A 20,669-nucleotide genomic window follows, 5' to 3' on the forward strand; every position below is an offset into this window, starting at 1 on the left:
ATACTTCTTTTTACCCACTCAAACGTAACAAAATATTTCAAAGAGTTACAAATACAAAAAAGCCATTCATATTTCTATAAATGGCTTTTGCTTTATTCATGTATTGGTTTAAATGATTACCAACCAGTCACTTCACGTAGGCCTTTGCCTATGTCGGCAAGACTCTTAACCGTTTTAACTCCTGCTGCTTCTAATGCAGCAAACTTATCTTCAGCAGTTCCTTTACCACCAGAGATAATCGCACCAGCATGACCCATACGCTTACCTGGAGGAGCAGTAACACCTGCAATATAAGACACTACAGGCTTCGTCACATTGTGCTTAATGAATTCAGCAGCTTCTTCTTCCGCTGTTCCGCCGATCTCACCAATCATTACAATGGCTTCTGTTTCTGGATCTTCTTGGAACAGTTTTAAAATATCGATAAAGTTTGAACCAGGAATTGGGTCCCCACCAATACCAACACACGTTGATTGGCCAAAGCCTTCATCCGTTGTTTGCTTAACTGCTTCATACGTTAACGTACCAGAGCGAGACACAATACCAACTTTACCTTTCTTATGAATATGACCCGGCATGATACCAATCTTACATTCATCAGGCGTAATAACACCTGGGCAGTTAGGACCGATCATTACTACGCCTTCTGCATCTAGACGAACTTTAACGTCAAGAAGATCAAGTGTTGGAATGCCTTCTGTTATCGTTACGATAAGCTTAATGCCAGCATCGATTGCTTCAAGGATTGCGTCTTTACAGAAAGGAGCCGGTACATAAATAACAGAAGCTGTTGCTCCAGTTGCTTCAACAGCATCACGAACGGTGTTAAACACAGGAAGTCCAAGATGAACTTGACCACCTTTACCTGGTGATACGCCACCAACCATTTTGGTTCCGTAATCAATCGCTTGCTCAGAGTGGAACGTACCTTGACCACCAGTGAAACCTTGGCAGATAACTTTTGTATCTTTATTAATTAGTACAGACATTATTTGCCCTCCGCAGCAGCAACAACTTTTTCAGCCGCTTCAGTTAATGAAGTAGCCGCAATGATATTTAGGCCACTTTCAGCCAGTTTTTGTGAACCTAGTGGTGCGTTGTTACCTTCAAGGCGAACAACAACAGGAACTTCTACACCCACCTCTTCAACAGCACCAATGATGCCATCTGCGATTAGGTCACAACGTACAATACCACCAAAGATGTTTACTAGAACGGCTTTAACATTGCTGTCTGATAAAATGATTTTGAACGCTTCAGTTACACGCTCTTTTGTCGCACCGCCGCCAACATCAAGGAAGTTAGCTGGTTGGCCGCCGTGTAAGTTTACGATGTCCATCGTGCCCATAGCAAGACCAGCACCGTTAACCATACAACCAATACTTCCATCAAGTGCTACGTAGTTTAATTCCCACTGAGCAGCATGCGCTTCACGCTCATCTTCTTGAGATGGATCGTGCATTTCGCGAAGTTTTGGTTGACGATACATTGCATTTGAATCGATGTTGATTTTACCATCTAAACAAAGGAGAGAACCTTCAGCTGTAATAACTAAAGGGTTAATCTCTAGCAAAGCAAGGTCATACTGAGCAAACATGTCGCCTAGACCCATAAAGATCTTAACGAATTGCTTAATTTGATCGCCTTCTAAGCCAAGTTTGAATGCTAATTCACGGCCTTGGTAAGCTTGAGGACCTACTAGTGGGTCAATCGCAGCTTGGTGAATAAGCTCTGGTGTTTCTTCTGCAATTTTTTCAATATCCACACCACCTTCAGTTGATGCCATGAACACGATACGTTGTGTCGCACGATCAACTACCGCGCCAAGATATAGTTCATTGGCAATGTTGGATGCTTCTTCAACTAAGATTTTAGATACTGGCTGACCATTAGCATCTGTTTGGTAAGTCACTAGGTTTTTACCTAACCACTTTTGAGCGAACTCTTTAACGCCCTCTTTTGTATCATGCAGTTCAACACCACCCGCTTTACCACGGCCACCGGCGTGAACTTGACATTTAACCACTTTCTTAGCAGTGCTGATTCGTCCTGCTGCTTCAAAAGCTTCTTGAGGGGTATCACAAGCGTAACCTTCAGGTACAGGAAGGCCATATTCTGCAAAGAGTTGCTTTGCTTGATATTCATGTAGGTTCATTATGTTCTATCCATTTTATGTTATTCCCTTTAATGGGAATTTTTAATGTCCTAAGACGCTCTAAGGCATCTTTCTATTTTTATCCAATAATGAAGTTGAATAATAGGCTGCCGTGAGCATGACAGCCTTTGTCTGTTAAAAGGCGTTTATTATTAAACGTCTAGTAATAGACGAGCAGGATCTTCAAGTAACTCTTTAATTGTTACTAGGAAGCCTACAGATTCACGACCATCAATTAAACGATGATCATAAGACAGTGCTAAGTACATCATTGGTAAAATCTCTACCTTTCCATTCACTGCCATTGGGCGATCTTGGATTTTATGCATACCTAAAATTGCAGCTTGAGGTGGATTAATAATCGGCGTTGACATTAGTGAGCCAAATACACCGCCGTTAGTAATAGTAAAATTACCACCCATTAAATCTTCAACCGCTAATTTTCCATCTCGGCCTTTAATAGCTAATTCTTTGATGCCTTTTTCAATATCAGCAAAACCAAGTGCATCACAGTCTTTTAGTACTGGAGTAACTAGACCTCGCGGTGTAGATACCGCCATGCTAATGTCAAAATAATTATGATAAACAATATCATCACCATCAATTGACGCATTTACTTCAGGGTAACGTTTAAGCGCTTCAGTTACCGCTTTCACATAGAAAGACATGAAACCTAAACGTGTACCATGGCGTTTTTCAAATTGCTCTTGATATTGTTTACGAAGCTCCATGATTGGTTTCATGTTTACTTCATTAAATGTCGTTAACATCGCTGTGTTATTTTTCGCTTCTAACAGACGTCTCGCGACTGTTTTACGCAGCCGAGTCATCGGTACTCGCTTTTCACTACGATGTGCAAGTGATTCTGCTGGTTTATCCGCTGCTTTTTCAGTTTGTGGTGCTGCTTTTAACGCGGCAACATGAGCGTCAACGTCTTCACGAGTAATTCGCCCCCCCACACCAGTGCCTTTTACATCAGAAGGTGCGATATCATGCTCACCTAGAAGGCGACGAACCGCGGGACTCAAAGCGTCGTTGCTTTCTTCAGATAAAGACGCCGTATGACGCTTATCTGGAGAAGATTCAGTCTCATTTGTCACATCTTTTGTCGGCTCACCAACAACAGCACCCGGCTTAATTTTAGCAAGTAATTGCTTAGAAAGTACGGTTGCACCCTCTTCTTCTATAATAGCTTCTAGTACTCCCGCTTCTGGAGCCGGTACTTCAAGAACTACTTTATCAGTTTCAATGTCTACAAGTATTTCGTCACGCTCAACTGTATCACCTGGTTGTTTATGCCATGTTGCTACAGTAGCGTCTGCTACAGATTCAGGTAAATCTGGAACCAGAATTTCGATTGTCATATCCGTTTTCCTATACTTTCTAGTTCTTATCTAGGGTAAGAGCGTCTTCAACTAACGCTTTCTGTTGTTTCACGTGCACTGACATATAGCCAACTGCCGGAGAGGCAGACGCTGGACGTCCTGCATAATGTAAGATTGCATTCGCAGGCAATGCCGAACGGAAGTTATGCTGACTAGAATACCAAGCACCCTGGTTTTGAGGCTCTTCTTGACACCAAACATAATCCTCTACATTCGTATATTGCGCGATAGCGGCTTCTACTTCTTCTTTAGGGAATGGGTAAAGCTGTTCAATTCGAACAATCGCAACATCATTCTGTTCATTCACCCGACGCTGCTCTAATAAGTCAAAGTAAACCTTACCAGAGCAGAACACCACTCGCTTCACTTGCGCAGGATCTAGTGCATCAATCTCTGGAATTGCAGGTTGGAAATTACCTTCCGAAAGCTCCTCTAGGGATGATGTACATAATGGATGACGAAGCAGCGATTTTGGTGACATCACTATCAATGGACGACGCATAGGACGAACCACTTGACGACGAAGCATGTGATAAACCTGTGCAGGTGTTGATGGAACAACAACTTGCATATTTTGCTCAGCACACATTTGTAAGAAACGCTCAAGTCGTGCAGATGAATGCTCAGGACCTTGGCCTTCATAACCATGAGGTAATAGCATAGTTAAACCACACATGCGGCCCCACTTTTGCTCGCCAGACGAAATGAACTGATCAATAACTACTTGTGCACAGTTGGCAAAATCACCAAATTGCGCTTCCCAAATAGTCAAACCACCAGGTTCAGCCGTTGCATAACCGTATTCAAACGCAAGTACTGCCGCTTCTGATAGTACTGAATCATGCACTTCAAATGGGCCCTGCTTATCATGGATATTAGCTAAAGGTACGTAAGTACTCGCATCTGATTGGTTGTGAAGCACTGCATGACGGTGGAAGAAAGTACCTCGGCCAGAATCTTGACCTGTAATACGAATTCGTTTACCTTCGTCAACTAACGTTGCATAAGCGAGAGTTTCAGCCATGCCCCAATCAATTGCTTTTTCACCTGCGACCATTGAAATACGGTCATTACACATTTTATTTACACGACTGTGTAATTTATGACTTTCTGGATACTGGCAAATTCGTTGACCCAGTTCGACTAAGCGATCTTTATCAAACTGATTTGCCCATTCCATATTCCATTCATGACCTATAAATGGAGTCCAATCAACATTATGTAATTGCATTGGTCGCCATTCTTTCACCACAACTTCACCATGATCTAACGCATCACGGTATTCATTAATAAGTTGTGTTGTTGTTTCTAGCTCAATATCTTGACGCTCAATCAATGTATCAGCATAAATCTTACGAGGCGTTGGATGCTTCTTGATTTTTTGATACATCAATGGCTGTGTTGCGTTTGGCTCATCGGCTTCATTATGACCATGACGACGATAACAAACCAAATCAATCACGACATCACGTTTAAATTCATTACGATAATCTAACGCGATGCGAGTAACGAAAGCGACGGCTTCTGGGTCATCTGCATTAACATGGAAAATCGGAGCCTGAACCATTTTCGCAATATCAGTACAATATTGAGTAGAGCGAGTATCTTTAGGGTTCGACGTTGTAAAGCCAACTTGGTTATTAATAACAATACGAACCGTACCACCCACTTGGAATGCACGCGCTTGAGACATGTTAAATGTTTCAGCCACCACGCCTTGACCTGCAATAGCAGAATCACCATGGATAGTAATAGGAATAACCTTATCACCAGTTGTATCATTTAAGCGATCTTGACGAGCACGAACCGAACCAATGACTACTGGGTTAACTATCTCAAGATGAGATGGGTTAAACGCTAAAGCTAAATGAACATTGCCACCTGCCGTTGCAAAATCTGAAGAGAAGCCCTGGTGATATTTAACATCCCCAGTTCCCCATGATTCGCCATGCTTACCAGCAAACTCATCAAATAAATCTTGCGGTTTTTTACCTAGAACATTGATAAGCATGTTCAATCGGCCACGGTGAGCCATACCAATGACGACCTCACGACCACCATTTTCACCAGCACGACGAATAATTTCTTTCACCATAGGAACCATGGCATCGCCACCTTCCAGTGAGAATCGCTTCGCTCCTGGGAATTTAGCGCCGAGGTATCGTTCTAGCCCTTCGGCAGCGGTTAACTCTTCAAGAAAAGTCAGCTTTTCTTGAGCAGTAAAAGTTGGCTTGCCTGCAACAGACTCTAAGCGTTGCTGAATCCAACGTTTTTCTTCTGTATTGGTGATATGCATATATTCAGCACCGACAGAGCCACAATAAGTGCCACGTAGTGCTTCATATAGATCAGAAAGTTTCATTGTCTCTTGCCCTGAAGCAAAAGAACCTACATTAAATGTTTCTGAAAAATCATCAGTAGTTAAATTATGAAAAGAAGGCTCTAACTCTGCAACATATTCGTGTTGCTGTAATGCTAATGGGTCTAAATTGGCATTTTGATGACCACGGAAACGGTATGCATTAATTAATTGCAATACTCTTACTTGCTTAGCATCTACATCTGGATCATTAACTTGAGCACTAACTTGCTTTGTTTCTTTCGCAAGACGACGGAAATAACCTCGTACAGGGGAATGGGCTTGCTCTGATACACCAGTTTTATCAACTGGAAGCGAATCAAAAACGTTTCTCCATTCATCGCTAACGATTTCCGGGTCACTGAGATAGAGTTCGTAGAGATCTTCTACGTACGTTGCATTAGCGCCAGCTAAATGTGAAGACTCAAACCATGCCTTCATCACGCTATTCTGCATTATTTTCCCTTAATCCAGTAGTTTCACGTATATCCCGGTCTTTTGCGCCGGGCTTATAAGTCTCAATTAATATGCCTTATTCAACATATTAATTGAGGAGATATCGGTTACACCGCTTTTTTCAATAGCATCGTCTTAATATGACCAATTGCTTTTGTTGGGTTTAACCCTTTAGGACATACACTTACACAATTCATTATGCCATGGCAACGAAAAACACTGAAAGCATCGTCTAAATTAGACAAACGTTCATTTGTCGCTGTATCACGGCTATCAATTAGCCAACGGTACGCGGCAAGCAGACCTGCAGGTCCGATGAACTTATCAGGATTCCACCAGAATGACGGGCACGATGTCGTACAGCATGCGCACATGATACATTCATATAATCCATCTAAATGCTCACGTTCTTCAGGAGATTGTAGGTTTTCTCTTGAAGGCGGTGTTGCACCATCACTGATTAGGAAGGGTTTTACTTTCTCATAATTTTCATAGAACTGTGCCATATCGACAATCAGATCTCGAACGACAGGCAAACCTGGTAGTGGGCGAATAACAAGATCGCCTTTACCAATAAGTTCGGACAATGGCGTAATACATGCCAGTCCATTTTTACCGTTCATATTCAAACCATCAGAACCACACACTCCTTCACGGCATGAGCGTCGAAACGATAGCGTAGGATCTTGTTCTTTCAATAAAATAAGTGCATCTAGCACCATCATATCAGAACCTTCTTCTACTTCTAACGTATACGCCTTCATGTGAGGAGCATTATCTACATCAGGGTTGTAACGGTAGATTGAAAAATTTAATTTCATCTTTCTGCCCTCTCTTAGTACGTACGTGCTTTAGGTGGGAATGCTTCACGATGGATTGGCTCCATGTTCACACCACGCTTAGTCATCGATTCTGTCTCAGGGTTATACACTGAATGACATAACCAATTCGCATCATCACGCTCAGGGAAGTCAAAACGAGCATGCGCTCCACGACTTTCTGTACGGTAGTTTGCTGCAACTGCCGTCGCAAATGCCGTTTCCATCAAGTTTTCTAACTCTAAACACTCAATACGCTGTGTGTTAAATTCTGTTGATTTATCAGCAAGATAAGCATTTTTAAGGCGTTCACGAATCACTTTAAGCTCTTCAAGACCTTTTGCCATTGCATCACCTTCGCGGAATACCGAGAAGTTGTTTTGCATACATTGTTGTAAATCTTTACGGATTTGAACTGGATCTTCACCACCCGTACTGTTTTCCCAACGATTGTAACGCTCAAGAGAGGCTTCAATATCGGCATCAGTTGCAGGTTTAGCTTCGGCTTGCTTCTTCAGAGTTTCACCTAAATGTAGCCCTGTTGCACGACCAAATACCACTAAATCAAGCAGAGAGTTACCACCTAAGCGGTTAGCACCATGTACTGACACTGAGGCAATCTCACCACACGCAAATAGACCTTGAATTTCAACATCTGCACCTGCGTCATTTTGTTTAATCGCCTGACCTGAAACTTGTGTTGGTACACCCCCCATCATGTAATGACAAGTAGGAATAACTGGAATTGGTTCTTTTACTGGATCTACGTGAGCAAAGGTACGAGACAACTCACACACACCAGGTAAACGAGATTCAAGCGTTTCTTTACCTAGGTGATCCAATTTAAGCTTAATATGAGGACCCCAAGGACCATCACAACCACGGCCTTCACGGATTTCGACCATCATTGAACGAGCAACAACATCACGGCCTGCTAGGTCTTTCGCGTTTGGAGCATAGCGCTCCATGAAGCGTTCACCATCTTTATTCAGTAGGTAACCACCTTCACCACGACAACCTTCCGTTACAAGAACACCCGCTCCTGCGATACCCGTTGGGTGGAATTGCCACATTTCAATATCTTGCATTGGAACGCCAGCACGAATGGCCATACCAACGCCATCACCAGTATTAATGTGTGCATTAGTTGTTGATGCATAAATACGACCAGCTCCGCCGGTAGCAAGAATAGTTGCTTTAGATTTAAAGTAACAAACTTCACCTGTTTCCATACAAAGAGCAGTACAACCTAAAATTGCACCGTCTTCGTTTTTAACAAGATCAAGCGCATACCATTCAGAAAAAATCGTCGTTTTATGCTTAATGTTTTGTTGGTATAAAGTATGAAGTAAAGCATGACCAGTACGGTCCGCTGCAGCAGCTGTTCGTGCCGCTTGTTCACCACCAAAATTCTTAGACTGACCGCCAAATGGACGTTGATAGATAGTACCGTTATCAAAACGAGAAAACGGTAAACCCATTTTTTCTAATTCGATAACAGATTCAGGTCCATTCTTACACATGTACTCGATAGCATCTTGGTCTCCAATATAATCAGAGCCTTTTACCGTATCGTACATATGTTGTTCCCAGTGATCCTCGTGTGCATTACCAAGAGCAACGGTAATACCACCTTGAGCTGATACTGTATGAGAACGAGTTGGAAATACTTTTGATAACAAGGCACATGATAAACCTTGTTCTGAAATTTGTAGCGCAGCTCGCATACCTGCACCACCCGCACCGATTACTACGGCGTCAAATTCTCTAACAGCAATACTCACTACACACCCCACACAATAACTAAACCAGAGAAGAAATATCCTAAAAGAACAGACACTAAACCTAATTGAAGCAGAGCACGCAACAGCATAGGTTTAATGTAATCAGTGAGTACTTGCCATAAGCCAACCCATGCATGAATTAATATGGAAAGCAGTGCTAGCATCGTAAACACTTTTGTAAACAAACCGCCAAAGAAGTTTGTCCATGATAGGTAAGTCAGTTCTGGACCAAATGCACAGAAACCAACAATATATAGTGTGTAGAGGGTAAGAATGATCGCGCTGGCACGAATTAAAATAAAATCGTGTACGCCATTACGACCAAATGAAGATACGTTAGCTACCATACCAATACTCCTGCTAAAAGAGATAATACCGCTGTAATTGCAAACGCAACTTTAGCACTTTGAGTACCTGACTCAAGCTCTTCAAAGTAGCCCATATCCATCAATAAATGACGAATACCAACAACTATATGATAAGCAAGCGCAGTCAGAATTCCCCACATAATGAACGTCACAAAAAAACCATCGATATAATCAGCGGCTTGTGCGAATCCAATAGGCGAAGAAAGCGATAGGTTGAGCAACCAAAGCAGTATTCCAACAGAAACAAAAGTAATTACACCACTTACGCGATGTAAAATTGAGGCGATAGCCGTTAAGGGAAAACGGATCGTTTGTAGATCTAGGTTGACAGGTCTTGACTTTTTAACTTTCACAAGGGGCTCACTCAGCTCCATTGAGCATTTTATTGTTATAGATACCTCTGTTCTATCAAAAGTTATTCAAATTTAACATTTTCATAACTTTCATTGTGAGCAACATCTCTTTATGTGAGTTATTTAACAAATCTAACTCTATTTTTAAGTAGATGAAAATCTCGTTAACCCTATATAATATAAGGGACAGAACAGAAACTCAGCCGCAGTATACGATGTGAAACATCTGATTACAAACGGTTAAATAATACCTACATCACACCACAGAAAATTAACTTTATTTTCATTAAAAATATAAACAAGTGCACACATAAGCGCACAAAAATTGACATTAGCCCGTGTAATGGGTACAAAGTTGTCACTCTCATATCCGGGATAATATAAAAATATAACAAAAGGAGAATGTTATGGCTGATAAAAAGGCAACTCTTCACATCGAAGGTCAGGCCCCAGTAAACATGCCGATCATGGACGGTACCATCGGTCCTGAAGTGATCGATGTGCGAAAATTAGGAGCAAGTGGTTACTTCACATTTGACCCAGGTTTTCTTGCCACTGCATCTTGTGAGTCTCAAATAACTTATATCGACGGTGACAAAGGTGTTCTATTACACCGTGGTTTTCCTATTGATCAATTAGCCAATAATGCAGATTACTTAGAAGTTTGTTACATACTACTTAATGGCCAAGCACCCAGTCGTGAGGAATACGAAGCGTTTAAAGATATCGTGACTCGCCATACTATGGTCCATGAGCAAATTTCAAGCTTCTTCCATGGTTTCCGCCGTGATGCTCACCCAATGGCTGTTATGTGTGGTGTTGTTGGAGCTTTAGCTGCTTTTTATCACGACTCATTAGATGTTAGTAATGATGAACACCGTGAAATCGCAGCATTCCGACTGTTATCTAAAATGCCAACGCTTTCTGCCATGTGTTACAAGTATTCTATTGGCCAGCCGTTTATCTACCCGCGTAATGACTTAACGTACGCTGAAAACTTCCTACACATGATGTTTGCAAACCCATGTGAAGAATACGAAGTAAATCCTGTAGTCGCTCGTGCTATGGATAAAATATTTACGTTACATGCAGACCACGAACAAAATGCTTCAACATCGACTGTACGTTTAGCTGGCTCTTCTGGTGCTAACCCATTTGCATGTATCGCTGCAGGTATTGCTTCACTATGGGGCCCTGCTCATGGTGGTGCAAACGAAGCATGTCTACGTATGCTTGAAGAGATTGGTTCTCTTGATAACATTGATGAATACGTTGAAAAAGCAAAAGATAAAGATGACCCATTCCGTCTAATGGGCTTTGGTCACCGTGTTTATAAAAACTATGACCCACGTGCAACCGTAATGCGTGAAGCGTGTCATGAAGTACTGAAAGAACTTAATATTAAAGATCCACTGTTAGATGTTGCAATGGAGCTTGAACGTATTGCGCTTTCTGATGAATATTTTGTTTCTAAGAAGCTGTATCCAAACGTAGATTTCTACTCAGGTATTATCTTGAAAGCTATTGGTATTCCTGTATCTATGTTTACTGTAATCTTCGCACTTTCTCGTACTGTTGGTTGGATTGCACACTGGAGTGAAATGCACAGTGACCCAAATAACCGCATCGGTCGTCCTCGTCAGCTTTACACTGGTGAAGAGCTTCGTGAGTTTAAACCACTTCATGAACGTGAATAGTCCTGAGCTTAAATTCAGAATCGGATTTAAATCGTTAGACTTATAAACAAAAAAGGTTGATGTATTAACATCAACCTTTTTTATTATTCCAAATAGGTACTATACTGGATTATCAATATCAATAAATTCCACATCAAAACCCTGCTCTTTCGCTAACCATTCACCCAGAGCCTTAACACCATAACGCTCGGTCGCATGATGACCTGCGGCAAAATAGTGAATACCTAACTCACGCGCGATATACGTCGTTCTTTCAGATACCTCACCAGAAATAAATGCATCAATACCCTGTTGAGCAGCTAATTCAATGTAATCTTGCCCACCACCAGAGCACCACGCTACTGTTTTAATGTCTTTATGTATATCTGGTGTAATGTGCAAAGGTTTTCGACTCAATACTTGATCAATCCTTAAAGCCAGATCTTCACCAGATAGTGCAACGTCAAATACCCCTTTCATTGCGATAGATTGAGGTGTTGCCTCTAGGCCTTCTACATTTAGAATCGAAAATAAACGTGCTAATTCAGCATTATTACCAAGTGTCGGATGAATATCTAAAGGAAGATGATAAGCCAATAGATTAATGTCATTTTTAATTAAAGACCGAATACGATTACCTTTCATCCCTTTAATTGACTCACTTTCACCCTTCCAGAAATAGCCATGATGGACTAACAAAGCATCTGCATTTTTTTCGATTGCAGCATCAATAAGTGCTTGAGAAGCAGTTACACCTGTAATAATTTTTAAGACTTCCTTCTTCCCTTCAACTTGCAGTCCATTAGGGCAATAATCTTTAATAAATTGAGGTTTTAATTCTTTATTTAATAGTTGTTCTAACTGAAAGTTATTCATCATTACTACCCACTTTAATAATAAAAAAGCAGCGACATGCGCTGCTTTTTATCCATTCTAACTGGTTTAATTATAAGCCAGCGTCTTTAAACACATTGCTTACAATCTCTTGAGCTTCTTGCTCAATCAATGCTAAGTGCTCTGCACCTTTAAAGCTTTCACAGTAAATCTTGTAGATTTCTTCTGTTCCTGATGGACGAGCAGCAAACCAACCATTAGCTGTTGTTACTTTAAGACCACCAATTGCAGCGCCATTACCTGGAGCATGCGTTAAACGAGCAGTGATTTCATCACCAGCAAGCGTTGTTGCTGATACCATTTCTGGAGATAGCTTACTTAATACTGCTTTCTGAGCTTTATTTGCTACTGCTTGAATGCGGTTATAGCTTGATTCACCATGTTGAGCAGCTAATTTATTGTAGTACTCTTGAGGATTCATACCTGTAATTGCTGTGATTTCAGCCGCAAGTAAACATAAAAGAATACCATCTTTATCAGTTGACCAAGGTGTACCATCAAAGCGTAAGAAAGATGCACCAGCACTCTCTTCACCACCAAAACCAAGAGAACCAGCGTATAAACCATCAACAAACCACTTAAAGCCAACTGGGACTTCGCATAGGTCACGGCCTAAATCTGCAACTACTTTATCAATAATAGCTGAAGATACTAGAGTTTTACCTACAGCGACCTCTGCTTTCCAAGCTGGACGATTACGATATAAATAATCAATACATACAGCCAGGTAGTGATTTGGATTCATTAAGCCTGATGGCGTAACAATACCATGGCGATCATAATCAGGATCATTACCAAAGGCTAAATCGTAGTCGTCTTTTAATGATAACAAGCCAGCCATTGCATAAGGTGAAGAACAATCCATGCGTACTACACCGTCTTTATCTAACGACATAAATTGGAATGATGGATCAATCGCTTCACTTACTAGAGTTAAATCCAGATCAAATGCTTGACCAATTTGACGCCAGTATTCAATACCAGAACCACCTAATGGATCTACGCCTAATTTTAAATTTGCTTTTTGAATCGCTTCAATATTAACGACATTTTTTAAATCATCAATATATGGCTTCACTAAATCCACTTGTTTAACTAGATCGGATGTCATCGCTTCATTGATTGGAATACGTTTTACCCCATTCAATTCATTTGCGATAAGTAGATTGGCTTGATTTTCAATTGCCGTCGTTAACTCACCTTCTGCAGGTCCCCCATGAGTCGGATTATATTTAATGCCGCCATCTTGAGGTGGGTTATGAGAAGGAGTAATAACAATACCATCAGCTTTATCATCAAATTTAATGTTATGCGTTAAGATTGCATGAGAAATACCTGGAGTTGGTGTGTAGCCATTATTCTCTTGAATAATAACTTCCACGCCATTAGCAACTAATACTTCAATAGTCGAAATGAAAGCCGGTTCAGACAAAGCATGCGTATCTTTACCTAAGAAAAGCGGCCCTGCTACCCCATTTTCCTTACGTACATCAGCAACAGCTTGAGCAATAGCCCAAATATGATGTTGATTAAACGTTGCTTTATCTGCCGTCCCACGATGACCCGAAGTACCAAATTGTACTTTTTGATCTGGATTTGATGCATCAGGCTCTAATAAGAAATAATTAGAGACTAATGCTGGGATATTGTGTAAATCTTCTTGCTGAGCTTTCTGCCCAGCACGAGGATGTATAGCCATTTGACGATTCCTTGTGACAAATTATATTTTGAGCTGTAACTCAAAAAATTAAATCGCCGCGCACACTTTTTCTGTCAAATCATGATGGAAACCCATACGCTCCATCAACAACTCAACCATGTGGCGCTTGCGATTAGTATTTGTATTAGTGATAACCCAAAATGGAGTGCCGTTAATTTCACGGGGCTTGGTTGTTTTACCACTTGCAATCAACGTTTCTTGATTGTCTGCAAAATAAACTCGAGTTCTTCCTTTTACTTCAGTCGCTTCAGAGAACGCCTTTGAGTCAATTTTATATAATTCTGATAGCACAGTTAAAAAACGATCAATCGCTTTATCTAATGCGGAAAATTCATCAGAGATTAATAAGGTACGTACCGCTTTAACGCGATCTACAGATGCCTCTTTACCAGCATCTTTACTGACTACTATGCCCTTTTTCTGAACTTCAACAGGTGTTGAAACAGAAATAACAGAGTCTAAAGATGATGACTGCATTAAGAGACGACGTAAAATATCAGAGGCACTTTCACCGATGTGTTGAGTTTGGCTCGCAATAAAGCGGTATAGTTCTTCGTCTACTTCAATTGTCTTCATTATATGGTTCGTATTCTATAATCTATTTATGAAGGCACGATTATACATTGTATAATCGTGATACTCTACGACAAACCTAACACAACGCAGAAAAATGAAGCTACTTAACTATAAAGAACAAGGAAATGGGGATCCTTTGATCCTAATTCATGGCTTATTTGGGAATTTAGATAATCTAGGTCTTCTAGCACGCCAATTAGAATCATCTTATCGAGTGATCAGTATTGATCTTCGAAATCATGGCCATTCTTTTCATTCAGAAGATCATAATTATCAAACGCTCGCATTTGATATTATAACGCTTCTTGAACACTTATCGATTTCATCTGCGCATCTCATTGGCCACTCAATGGGAGGTAAAGTTGTCATGGCAATATCTGGTCAAAAACCAGAAATCGTCTCTTCATTAGTTATTTTAGACATGGCTCCAGTTGCTTATCCAGAACATAGACACGATGCTGTTTTTTCAGGTCTTCAACGCATTATAGATACTCCGCCAACAACTCGAAAAGAAGCAGACCAATTACTTGCGACGTCAATCGTAGACCCTGGTGTACGACAATTTCTAAGCAAGTCATTATATAAAGAAAACGAACACTTAAATTTACGCTTTAATGTCCCAGCATTATTAAACAATTATCATCATATTATAGGTTGGGAGCCAATCTCACCATTTACGGGAGATGTTCTGTTTATAAAAGGGGAAAACTCCGATTACATCCAAGCTTCACATCAAAAAGAAATTATGCTGCAATTTCCAAAAGCTAAAGCACATATTGTAAATGGCACAGGTCATTGGCTCCATGCAGAAAAGCCTGAAGTCATTTATCGGGTCATAAGTCGATTTTTAGCCAAAGTTGGTAATAGATAATCCATACCAACAATGTCAAAGCTATGATATAGTTTTGCCAAATTATTCGTTCAGATTTAGGTCACTTACCTAAGATAAGGCTAACTCATGCTATATGAACATTTTGATCTCATTGAATCTATTGGTTTAGATTTATTGTTTGCCTCGATATTCTTTTTTATCGGTATGGCTATTAAAGATGTCTTAAAGCAAGCAAACGTACCTGCTTTTGGCCGAAAAATTGTTTGGCTAGTACTCTTTTTAGGATGTACAGGTTTCATTGCTAAAGGGATTATTCAGCTAAGCTGGGAAGGTGCAGGTCTAGGCTAATCACTGATCTAATAACATCTATTTTTAATTAATACAGACAAATACAGGTATTCATCATATGGCAAGTGTAGGACTCTTCTTTGGTAGCGACACAGGTAATACTGAAGCTATTGGCAAGATGATTCAAAAACAGCTTGGTAAAAAGCTCGTTCATGTTCAAGACATTGCAAAAAGCAGCAAAGAAGATATTGATAACTTCGATCTTCTTCTTTTAGGTATCCCTACATGGTACTACGGTGAAGCTCAATGTGATTGGGATGATTTCTTCCCAGAATTAGAAGGCATTGATTTTTCGACTAAGCTTGTTGCCATCTTTGGCTGTGGTGATCAAGAAGATTACGCTGAATACTTCTGTGATGCGATGGGTAACATCCGTGATATCGTTGAAGCTAAAGGCGGCACAGTTATTGGCTACTGGCCAACTGAAGGCTATGAATTTGAAGCTTCTAAAGCACTCGTTGATGAAAATAACTTTGTAGGTCTTTGTATTGATGAAGATCGTCAACCAGAGCTTACAGAAGAGCGCGTAACTGCATGGGTTAAACAAATCCATGAAGAAATGTGCCTTGCAGAATTAGAAGGCTAATTTTGATTCATGATGCTCTTTACTTATCTCTTAAATTAAGAAAGTAAAGAGCATCATCTAAATTCTGGTTTCTTCCTCACATATAATGTTCTATTCACCCTCGCAACGACCTTCCCTTTTTTATCATAAATATACACTTCAAATTTTGGAAAACACTTATCCCCACCTTCAGTAAGCTGCTTAATTTCTTGAATTTTTTCGTTTGAGATAGAAAAATGTGCATTCAAATCACTAGTTCCAGGGGAAATAAAATCTATTTCAGACTGCTTATCCCAGACGAAATACTCTTCTCTCAAGATCCCCATTAACATTAGCGAAAATACGGGATCTGTCATAGAAAAGATACTGCCTCCATATTGGCTTCTATTCGCATTGCGATTCCAAAATCGATCTTTTAATATCACTCGCACTTCTTGAAAGTCTGGTGCAATTTTTTGGATAGAGATCCCAGCGCCCCAAAATGGAGGCCAAATATTCAATGCCCTTCTGACTATTTTTGGGGTAAAGTATTTATACATATTTATCATCCTTGATTCTGGTCTGACCTCATGATAATAGTTTTCTTAACAAAAGATCAACATCTATTTTTTTGTAAGAGATCGTGCAGATAAGGTATCAACTCGATTGAATGTTCCCTATAATTAACTTATTAAAACTGCACAAAAAATCGATGCAGAATGTCAATACAGGAAAAGTCGATGTCAGATAACAACCAAGCACTAAAAAAAGCCGGTTTAAAGGTTACTCTTCCACGCCTGAAAATTTTAGAGGTGTTGCAACAACCAGATTGCCAACACATCAGTGCAGAAGATTTATATAAAAAATTAATCGATATTGGTGAAGAAATTGGTCTTGCTACCGTATACCGTGTATTAAACCAATTTGATGATGCTGGCATTGTGACCCGTCACCATTTTGAAGGCGGTAAATCTGTTTTTGAACTAGCAACTCAGCACCACCATGATCACCTTGTTTGTTTAGATTGCGGCAAAGTAATTGAATTCTCTGATGAAATGATTGAAGAACGTCAAAAAGAGATCGCTAAAAAATACAATGTTCGATTAACAAACCACAGTTTATATCTATACGGCCACTGCATTACTGGTGACTGCATTGATAATGATGACGCTCATAACGGTTAATCGTCAATACCATAAATTTTAGTTATAAAAAAACCAGCATTTCTGCTGGTTTTTTATTATCGATTATTTGAACTCTTAGTCAGGATTAACCTTCCCAAGTATCACGTAATCCTACAGTACGGTTGAATACAAGAGCCCCTGGTGTAGAGTCTTTGTTATCAATACAGAAATAACCTGTACGCTCAAACTGGTAACCTGCTTCTGCTTCTGCTGTTGCTAAACTTGGTTCTACAAAACCATTTTTAACAATCAATGACTCAGGGTTAATACTCTCAGAGAAATCTTCTAAAGCTGCTGGATTTGGAACTGTAAATAGACGATCGTATAAACGGATCTCAGCAGGAACTGCTTTATCTGCAGATACCCAGTGAATAACACCTTTAACTTTACGACCATCTGCTGGATTTTTACCTAGTGTTTCTGCATCATAGCTACAGAAAATAGTGGTAATGTTACCCGCTTCGTCTTTTTCAATGCGGTCTGCTTGAATAACATAAGCACCACGTAGACGAACTTCTTTACCAAGAACCAAACGCTTGTACTTTTTGTTTGCTTCTTCACGGAAGTCATCTTGTTCAATGTATACTTCACGAGTAAATGGAACATCACGCTTACCCATTTCAGGTTTGTTAGGATGATTAGCAATACTAAGCGTCTCAACTTTACCTTCTTCGTAGTTTTCAATTACGATTTTAACAGGCTCAAGTACCGCCATTGCACGAGGTGCGTTCTCATTTAAATCATCACGAATACACGATTCTAATGAACCAAACTCGATCATATTCTCTTGCTTAGTTACACCAATTCGCTTACAGAACTCACGAATAGAGGCAGCAGTAAAGCCACGACGGCGTAAACCAGAAACCGTAGGCATACGAGGGTCATCCCAACCATTAACCAATTTCTCAGTTACCAGCTCGTTTAGCTTACGCTTAGACATGATCGTATATTCTAGGTTTAGGCGACTAAACTCATACTGACGAGGCTGACAGTCAATCGTAATATTTTCCAATACCCAATCGTATAAACGACGGTTATCTTGGAATTCTAACGTACAGATTGAATGGGTAATGCCTTCAAGCGCATCCGAAATACAATGTGTAAAATCGTACATTGGGTAGATACACCACTTATCACCAGTTTGGTGATGAGAAGCAAAACGAATACGATAAATTACTGGATCACGCATTACAATAAAAGAAGAAGCCATGTCGATTTTTGCACGTAGACAAATTGTCCCTTCTTTGAATTTACCATCACGCATTTGTTCAAATAGCGCAAGGTTATCTTCAATGCTACGATCACGGTAAGGGCTGTTTTTGCCTGGCTCTTTAAGCGAACCACGGTATTCGCGAATTTGATCCGACGTTAGCTCATCAACATAAGCTAAGCCTTTTTCAATCAGTTCAACTGCGTAACCGTACAGTTTATCGAAATAGTTTGAAGAATAATGAATATCACCACTCCAATCAAAACCCAACCATTTAACGTCATTTTTGATTGATTCAACGTATTCAATATCTTCTTTTTCAGGGTTAGTATCATCAAAACGTAGATTACACTGTCCCTGGTAATCTTGAGCAATACCAAAATTTAAACAGATAGATTTTGCGTGTCCGATATGCAGATAACCGTTTGGTTCTGGCGGGAAACGAGTATGGACACTGGAATGTTTACCTGACTTTAGGTCTTCATCAATAATTTGACGGATAAAGTTGGTAGGACGAGTTTCAGTTTCACTCATCTAAAGCACCTCATTGGTATTAGTAGAAAGAACAGATTGTTCATATCTCCCTATGATCCACAATTATGGACCAATACTCAATATATAGAATCAAATAGTTGCTTTATTTCCATAAAAAAAGCCGCTCTAATTAGAGTAATGCCACTCGCTTAAGGGCGAGTGGTATGTTTATTAGGATATTTGACTGCCTTTTTTAAAACTGCTCGGGGATATGGTTTCCTATTCCGTTTCTTGGGGAGAATAAGCCGTTTCCCACTTTCCCTGAGAGCCTTTAAGTTTTTTGGTATCGCTCCAGGGCTTCGTGTATCACTCGCCCAAATCATCTCGTCCATAATTAAAAATAGTGCATTGATAAAGCTGATCCGCAGGGGCTCAACTTCGTGCTGTTTAGCCATTTCAGCCATTTCCAGCCTTACTATGTTGTAGCTGGTTAATATTCCCCATAACTCCTGATATACGCCAACTTTTTTCTTGCTTCGTAATACTGGCTTGTTCTGCAACTGATACTGCTTGAGCTCTCCGTAACTGCGCTCGATTTCCCAACGCTCCCAATACACTTTAACCAATGTATCAAATGGGTAGCGTTCCGGACATAGGCAAGAAGTAATAAAGCCTTTGATTTCACCTGTAGGCGTTGGGATAAGAATAAGTCGAGCCTGCCACTTTTTATCAAGATAAGGAGCAAGCTTTTGAGCTTGTGGTGAAACGGGCATATCAATGAGATGATCATGTTCAGTATAACTCTCAACGATGTCATAACGCATCTTAGCCTTGATTGGTGTTAACCAATGAGTGTTACTGCTTGCGCCACGCCAGGTGGTAAATAGCTCTGCAGAAGTGAACCCTCTATCAAAGAGTGTTAATGAATCATCAGGTGCTGAGCCCACTAGTTGTTGAGCATAGGATATTTCACTATTTGTCACTGGCCCAAAAGCAGCATCAGAGACAAGATGGCTGCGTGTTGACATCAATGTTACCGCCAGTACACTCGGAAGCGATGCCCCTTTTTGAGCAAAGCCGAAATGTTGATTTTCTTCTGTATTATGAGTTTTGAAATGTGTGCCATCGACACTAAGAAGCTTCAAACCGCAAACTTCATCAAAGTCTGACTGTTGCTCCCACTGTTGTGCTGTAGTTTTAAATAAGTAGCGCATAGGTTTATCACCGAGACGTTCTTTTCCCTTGATAATACTGCTTGTTGCCATAGGCGTGAATTTGCCATCCACATCAGGGAATGCCAACTCCAACTTATCACAGACATCTTGAATGGAGCGATTACGCTGTAGCCCAATCCCTAGAACTAGCCAAACAGCTTGTTCAGCGGGTAGTCGGCGTTTTCGGAGCGATGTTCGTCCCGTTTGTTGAATCGCTTCTTCAACCCACTCTAAAGGAATATGTTTACTGAACACATCGATTGGACGTTCGTGGCAAAACTCTGCGGTAATTTGTAACTCTTTTGAAAATTCAGACATA

The 20,669-nt window shown here is 40.4% G+C and carries 19 protein-coding genes; 5 read left to right on the forward strand and 14 right to left on the reverse strand.

From position 1 onward, the window contains the following. Positions 1-116: 116 nt before the first annotated feature. From sucD to sdhC, 8 genes are all read right to left on the reverse strand, one after another. Positions 117-989 (reverse strand): succinate--CoA ligase subunit alpha, encoded by an 873-nt coding sequence (gene sucD, locus AC2IP4_RS09410; protein WP_065591447.1) that lies wholly within the window; start codon positions 987-989, stop codon positions 117-119. Further along, complete coding sequence (sucC, locus tag AC2IP4_RS09415) at positions 989-2,155, reverse strand: ADP-forming succinate--CoA ligase subunit beta (RefSeq protein WP_060990446.1); 1,167 nt, start codon at positions 2,153-2,155, stop codon at positions 989-991. Before sucC ends, sucD begins: the two co-directional genes overlap by 1 nt. Positions 2,156-2,307: 152 nt before the next feature. Next, on the reverse strand, positions 2,308-3,519 hold the full coding sequence (odhB, locus tag AC2IP4_RS09420) for a 2-oxoglutarate dehydrogenase complex dihydrolipoyllysine-residue succinyltransferase (protein WP_375322036.1): 1,212 nt from the start codon (positions 3,517-3,519) through the stop codon (positions 2,308-2,310). 19 nt (positions 3,520-3,538) lie between these two features. Continuing rightward, complete coding sequence (gene sucA, locus AC2IP4_RS09425; RefSeq protein WP_375322035.1) at positions 3,539-6,355, reverse strand: 2-oxoglutarate dehydrogenase E1 component; 2,817 nt, start codon at positions 6,353-6,355, stop codon at positions 3,539-3,541. A 107-nt stretch (positions 6,356-6,462) separates the two neighbouring features. After that, positions 6,463-7,176 carry a succinate dehydrogenase iron-sulfur subunit gene (locus AC2IP4_RS09430; protein ID WP_105054289.1) on the reverse strand — a complete coding sequence of 238 codons (714 nt, stop codon included), beginning with the start codon at positions 7,174-7,176 and terminating at the stop codon, positions 6,463-6,465. Between the two features lie 14 nt (positions 7,177-7,190). Further along, positions 7,191-8,957: a succinate dehydrogenase flavoprotein subunit gene (gene sdhA / locus AC2IP4_RS09435; protein ID WP_375322034.1), complete on the reverse strand. Its 1,767-nt coding sequence runs from the start codon at positions 8,955-8,957 to the stop codon at positions 7,191-7,193. Beyond that, entirely contained in the window at positions 8,957-9,304 is a 348-nt protein-coding gene (gene sdhD, locus AC2IP4_RS09440; protein ID WP_375322033.1) for a succinate dehydrogenase, hydrophobic membrane anchor protein, read from the reverse strand. The genes sdhA and sdhD overlap by 1 nt, the downstream gene beginning before the upstream one ends. Then, the gene (sdhC, locus tag AC2IP4_RS09445; RefSeq protein ID WP_300177447.1) at positions 9,298-9,693 is read right to left on the reverse strand and encodes a succinate dehydrogenase cytochrome b556 subunit; all 396 of its coding nucleotides are present in this window, start codon (positions 9,691-9,693) and stop codon (positions 9,298-9,300) included. The genes sdhD and sdhC overlap by 7 nt, the downstream gene beginning before the upstream one ends. Before the next feature lie 392 nt (positions 9,694-10,085). Between sdhC and AC2IP4_RS09450 the strand changes: the two genes are divergently transcribed. Then, a complete protein-coding gene (locus AC2IP4_RS09450) occupies positions 10,086-11,375 on the forward strand; it encodes a citrate synthase (protein WP_105054285.1) in 1,290 nt (429 codons plus the stop codon). Between the two features lie 99 nt (positions 11,376-11,474). Here AC2IP4_RS09450 and AC2IP4_RS09455 read toward each other — a convergent pair whose 3' ends face one another. From AC2IP4_RS09455 to seqA, 3 genes are all read right to left on the reverse strand, one after another. Then, complete coding sequence (locus AC2IP4_RS09455; protein WP_375322776.1) at positions 11,475-12,230, reverse strand: Nif3-like dinuclear metal center hexameric protein; 756 nt, start codon at positions 12,228-12,230, stop codon at positions 11,475-11,477. A gap of 70 nt (positions 12,231-12,300) precedes the next feature. Then, positions 12,301-13,947, reverse strand: a complete 1,647-nt coding sequence (gene pgm / locus AC2IP4_RS09460; protein ID WP_375322032.1) for a phosphoglucomutase (alpha-D-glucose-1,6-bisphosphate-dependent) — start codon at positions 13,945-13,947, stop codon at positions 12,301-12,303. Positions 13,948-13,995: 48 nt separating this feature from the next. Then, entirely contained in the window at positions 13,996-14,544 is a 549-nt protein-coding gene (seqA, locus tag AC2IP4_RS09465) for a replication initiation negative regulator SeqA (protein WP_375322031.1), read from the reverse strand. A 94-nt stretch (positions 14,545-14,638) separates the two neighbouring features. Here seqA and AC2IP4_RS09470 point away from each other — a divergent pair, with 94 nt between their 5' ends. From AC2IP4_RS09470 to fldA, 3 genes are all read left to right on the forward strand, one after another. Beyond that, complete coding sequence (locus tag AC2IP4_RS09470; RefSeq protein WP_375322030.1) at positions 14,639-15,415, forward strand: alpha/beta fold hydrolase; 777 nt, start codon at positions 14,639-14,641, stop codon at positions 15,413-15,415. 87 nt (positions 15,416-15,502) lie between these two features. Next, positions 15,503-15,724 (forward strand): DUF2788 domain-containing protein, encoded by a 222-nt coding sequence (locus AC2IP4_RS09475; RefSeq protein WP_060990435.1) that lies wholly within the window; start codon positions 15,503-15,505, stop codon positions 15,722-15,724. A gap of 58 nt (positions 15,725-15,782) precedes the next feature. Then, complete coding sequence (fldA, locus tag AC2IP4_RS09480) at positions 15,783-16,310, forward strand: flavodoxin FldA (protein WP_486307100.1); 528 nt, start codon at positions 15,783-15,785, stop codon at positions 16,308-16,310. Positions 16,311-16,363: 53 nt separating this feature from the next. Here the strand turns inward: fldA and AC2IP4_RS09485 are convergent, their stop codons facing one another. Continuing rightward, a complete protein-coding gene (locus AC2IP4_RS09485; protein ID WP_105054282.1) occupies positions 16,364-16,828 on the reverse strand; it encodes a hotdog fold domain-containing protein in 465 nt (154 codons plus the stop codon). A 180-nt stretch (positions 16,829-17,008) separates the two neighbouring features. Between AC2IP4_RS09485 and fcrX the strand changes: the two genes are divergently transcribed. Continuing rightward, positions 17,009-17,452, forward strand: a complete 444-nt coding sequence (fcrX, locus tag AC2IP4_RS09490; RefSeq protein ID WP_060990432.1) for a ferric iron uptake transcriptional regulator FcrX — start codon at positions 17,009-17,011, stop codon at positions 17,450-17,452. 85 nt (positions 17,453-17,537) lie between these two features. On the opposite strand, the gene glnS is transcribed toward fcrX, so the two are convergent. Both glnS and AC2IP4_RS09500 read right to left on the reverse strand, forming a co-directional pair. Continuing rightward, on the reverse strand, positions 17,538-19,196 hold the full coding sequence (glnS, locus tag AC2IP4_RS09495) for a glutamine--tRNA ligase (protein WP_486310211.1): 1,659 nt from the start codon (positions 19,194-19,196) through the stop codon (positions 17,538-17,540). Between the two features lie 149 nt (positions 19,197-19,345). Further along, complete coding sequence (locus AC2IP4_RS09500; RefSeq protein WP_130088442.1) at positions 19,346-20,668, reverse strand: IS4 family transposase; 1,323 nt, start codon at positions 20,666-20,668, stop codon at positions 19,346-19,348. Position 20,669 lies beyond the last annotated feature (1 nt).

It is taken from the genome of Aliivibrio thorii, assembly GCF_057368585.1.

Bases quoted from the DNA above. Each gene is read 5' to 3' on its own strand.
- glnS (WP_486310211.1), bottom strand. From the start codon at position 19,196: ATGAGTGAAACTGAAACTCGTCCTACCAACTTTATCCGTCAAATTATT.
- pgm (WP_375322032.1), bottom strand. From the start codon at position 13,947: ATGGCTATACATCCTCGTGCTGGGCAGAAAGCTCAGCAAGAAGATTTA.
- AC2IP4_RS09475 (WP_060990435.1), top strand. From the start codon at position 15,503: ATGCTATATGAACATTTTGATCTCATTGAATCTATTGGTTTAGATTTA.
- AC2IP4_RS09485 (WP_105054282.1), bottom strand. From the start codon at position 16,828: ATGTATAAATACTTTACCCCAAAAATAGTCAGAAGGGCATTGAATATT.
- AC2IP4_RS09500 (WP_130088442.1), bottom strand. From the start codon at position 20,668: ATGTCTGAATTTTCAAAAGAGTTACAAATTACCGCAGAGTTTTGCCAC.
- fcrX (WP_060990432.1), top strand. From the start codon at position 17,009: ATGTCAGATAACAACCAAGCACTAAAAAAAGCCGGTTTAAAGGTTACT.
- AC2IP4_RS09470 (WP_375322030.1), top strand. From the start codon at position 14,639: ATGAAGCTACTTAACTATAAAGAACAAGGAAATGGGGATCCTTTGATC.
- AC2IP4_RS09430 (WP_105054289.1), bottom strand. From the start codon at position 7,176: ATGAAATTAAATTTTTCAATCTACCGTTACAACCCTGATGTAGATAAT.
- sdhD (WP_375322033.1), bottom strand. From the start codon at position 9,304: ATGGTAGCTAACGTATCTTCATTTGGTCGTAATGGCGTACACGATTTT.
- AC2IP4_RS09450 (WP_105054285.1), top strand. From the start codon at position 10,086: ATGGCTGATAAAAAGGCAACTCTTCACATCGAAGGTCAGGCCCCAGTA.
- seqA (WP_375322031.1), bottom strand. From the start codon at position 14,544: ATGAAGACAATTGAAGTAGACGAAGAACTATACCGCTTTATTGCGAGC.
- sucC (WP_060990446.1), bottom strand. From the start codon at position 2,155: ATGAACCTACATGAATATCAAGCAAAGCAACTCTTTGCAGAATATGGC.
- fldA (WP_486307100.1), top strand. From the start codon at position 15,783: ATGGCAAGTGTAGGACTCTTCTTTGGTAGCGACACAGGTAATACTGAA.
- sucA (WP_375322035.1), bottom strand. From the start codon at position 6,355: ATGCAGAATAGCGTGATGAAGGCATGGTTTGAGTCTTCACATTTAGCT.
- AC2IP4_RS09455 (WP_375322776.1), bottom strand. From the start codon at position 12,230: ATGAATAACTTTCAGTTAGAACAACTATTAAATAAAGAATTAAAACCT.
- sucD (WP_065591447.1), bottom strand. From the start codon at position 989: ATGTCTGTACTAATTAATAAAGATACAAAAGTTATCTGCCAAGGTTTC.
- odhB (WP_375322036.1), bottom strand. From the start codon at position 3,519: ATGACAATCGAAATTCTGGTTCCAGATTTACCTGAATCTGTAGCAGAC.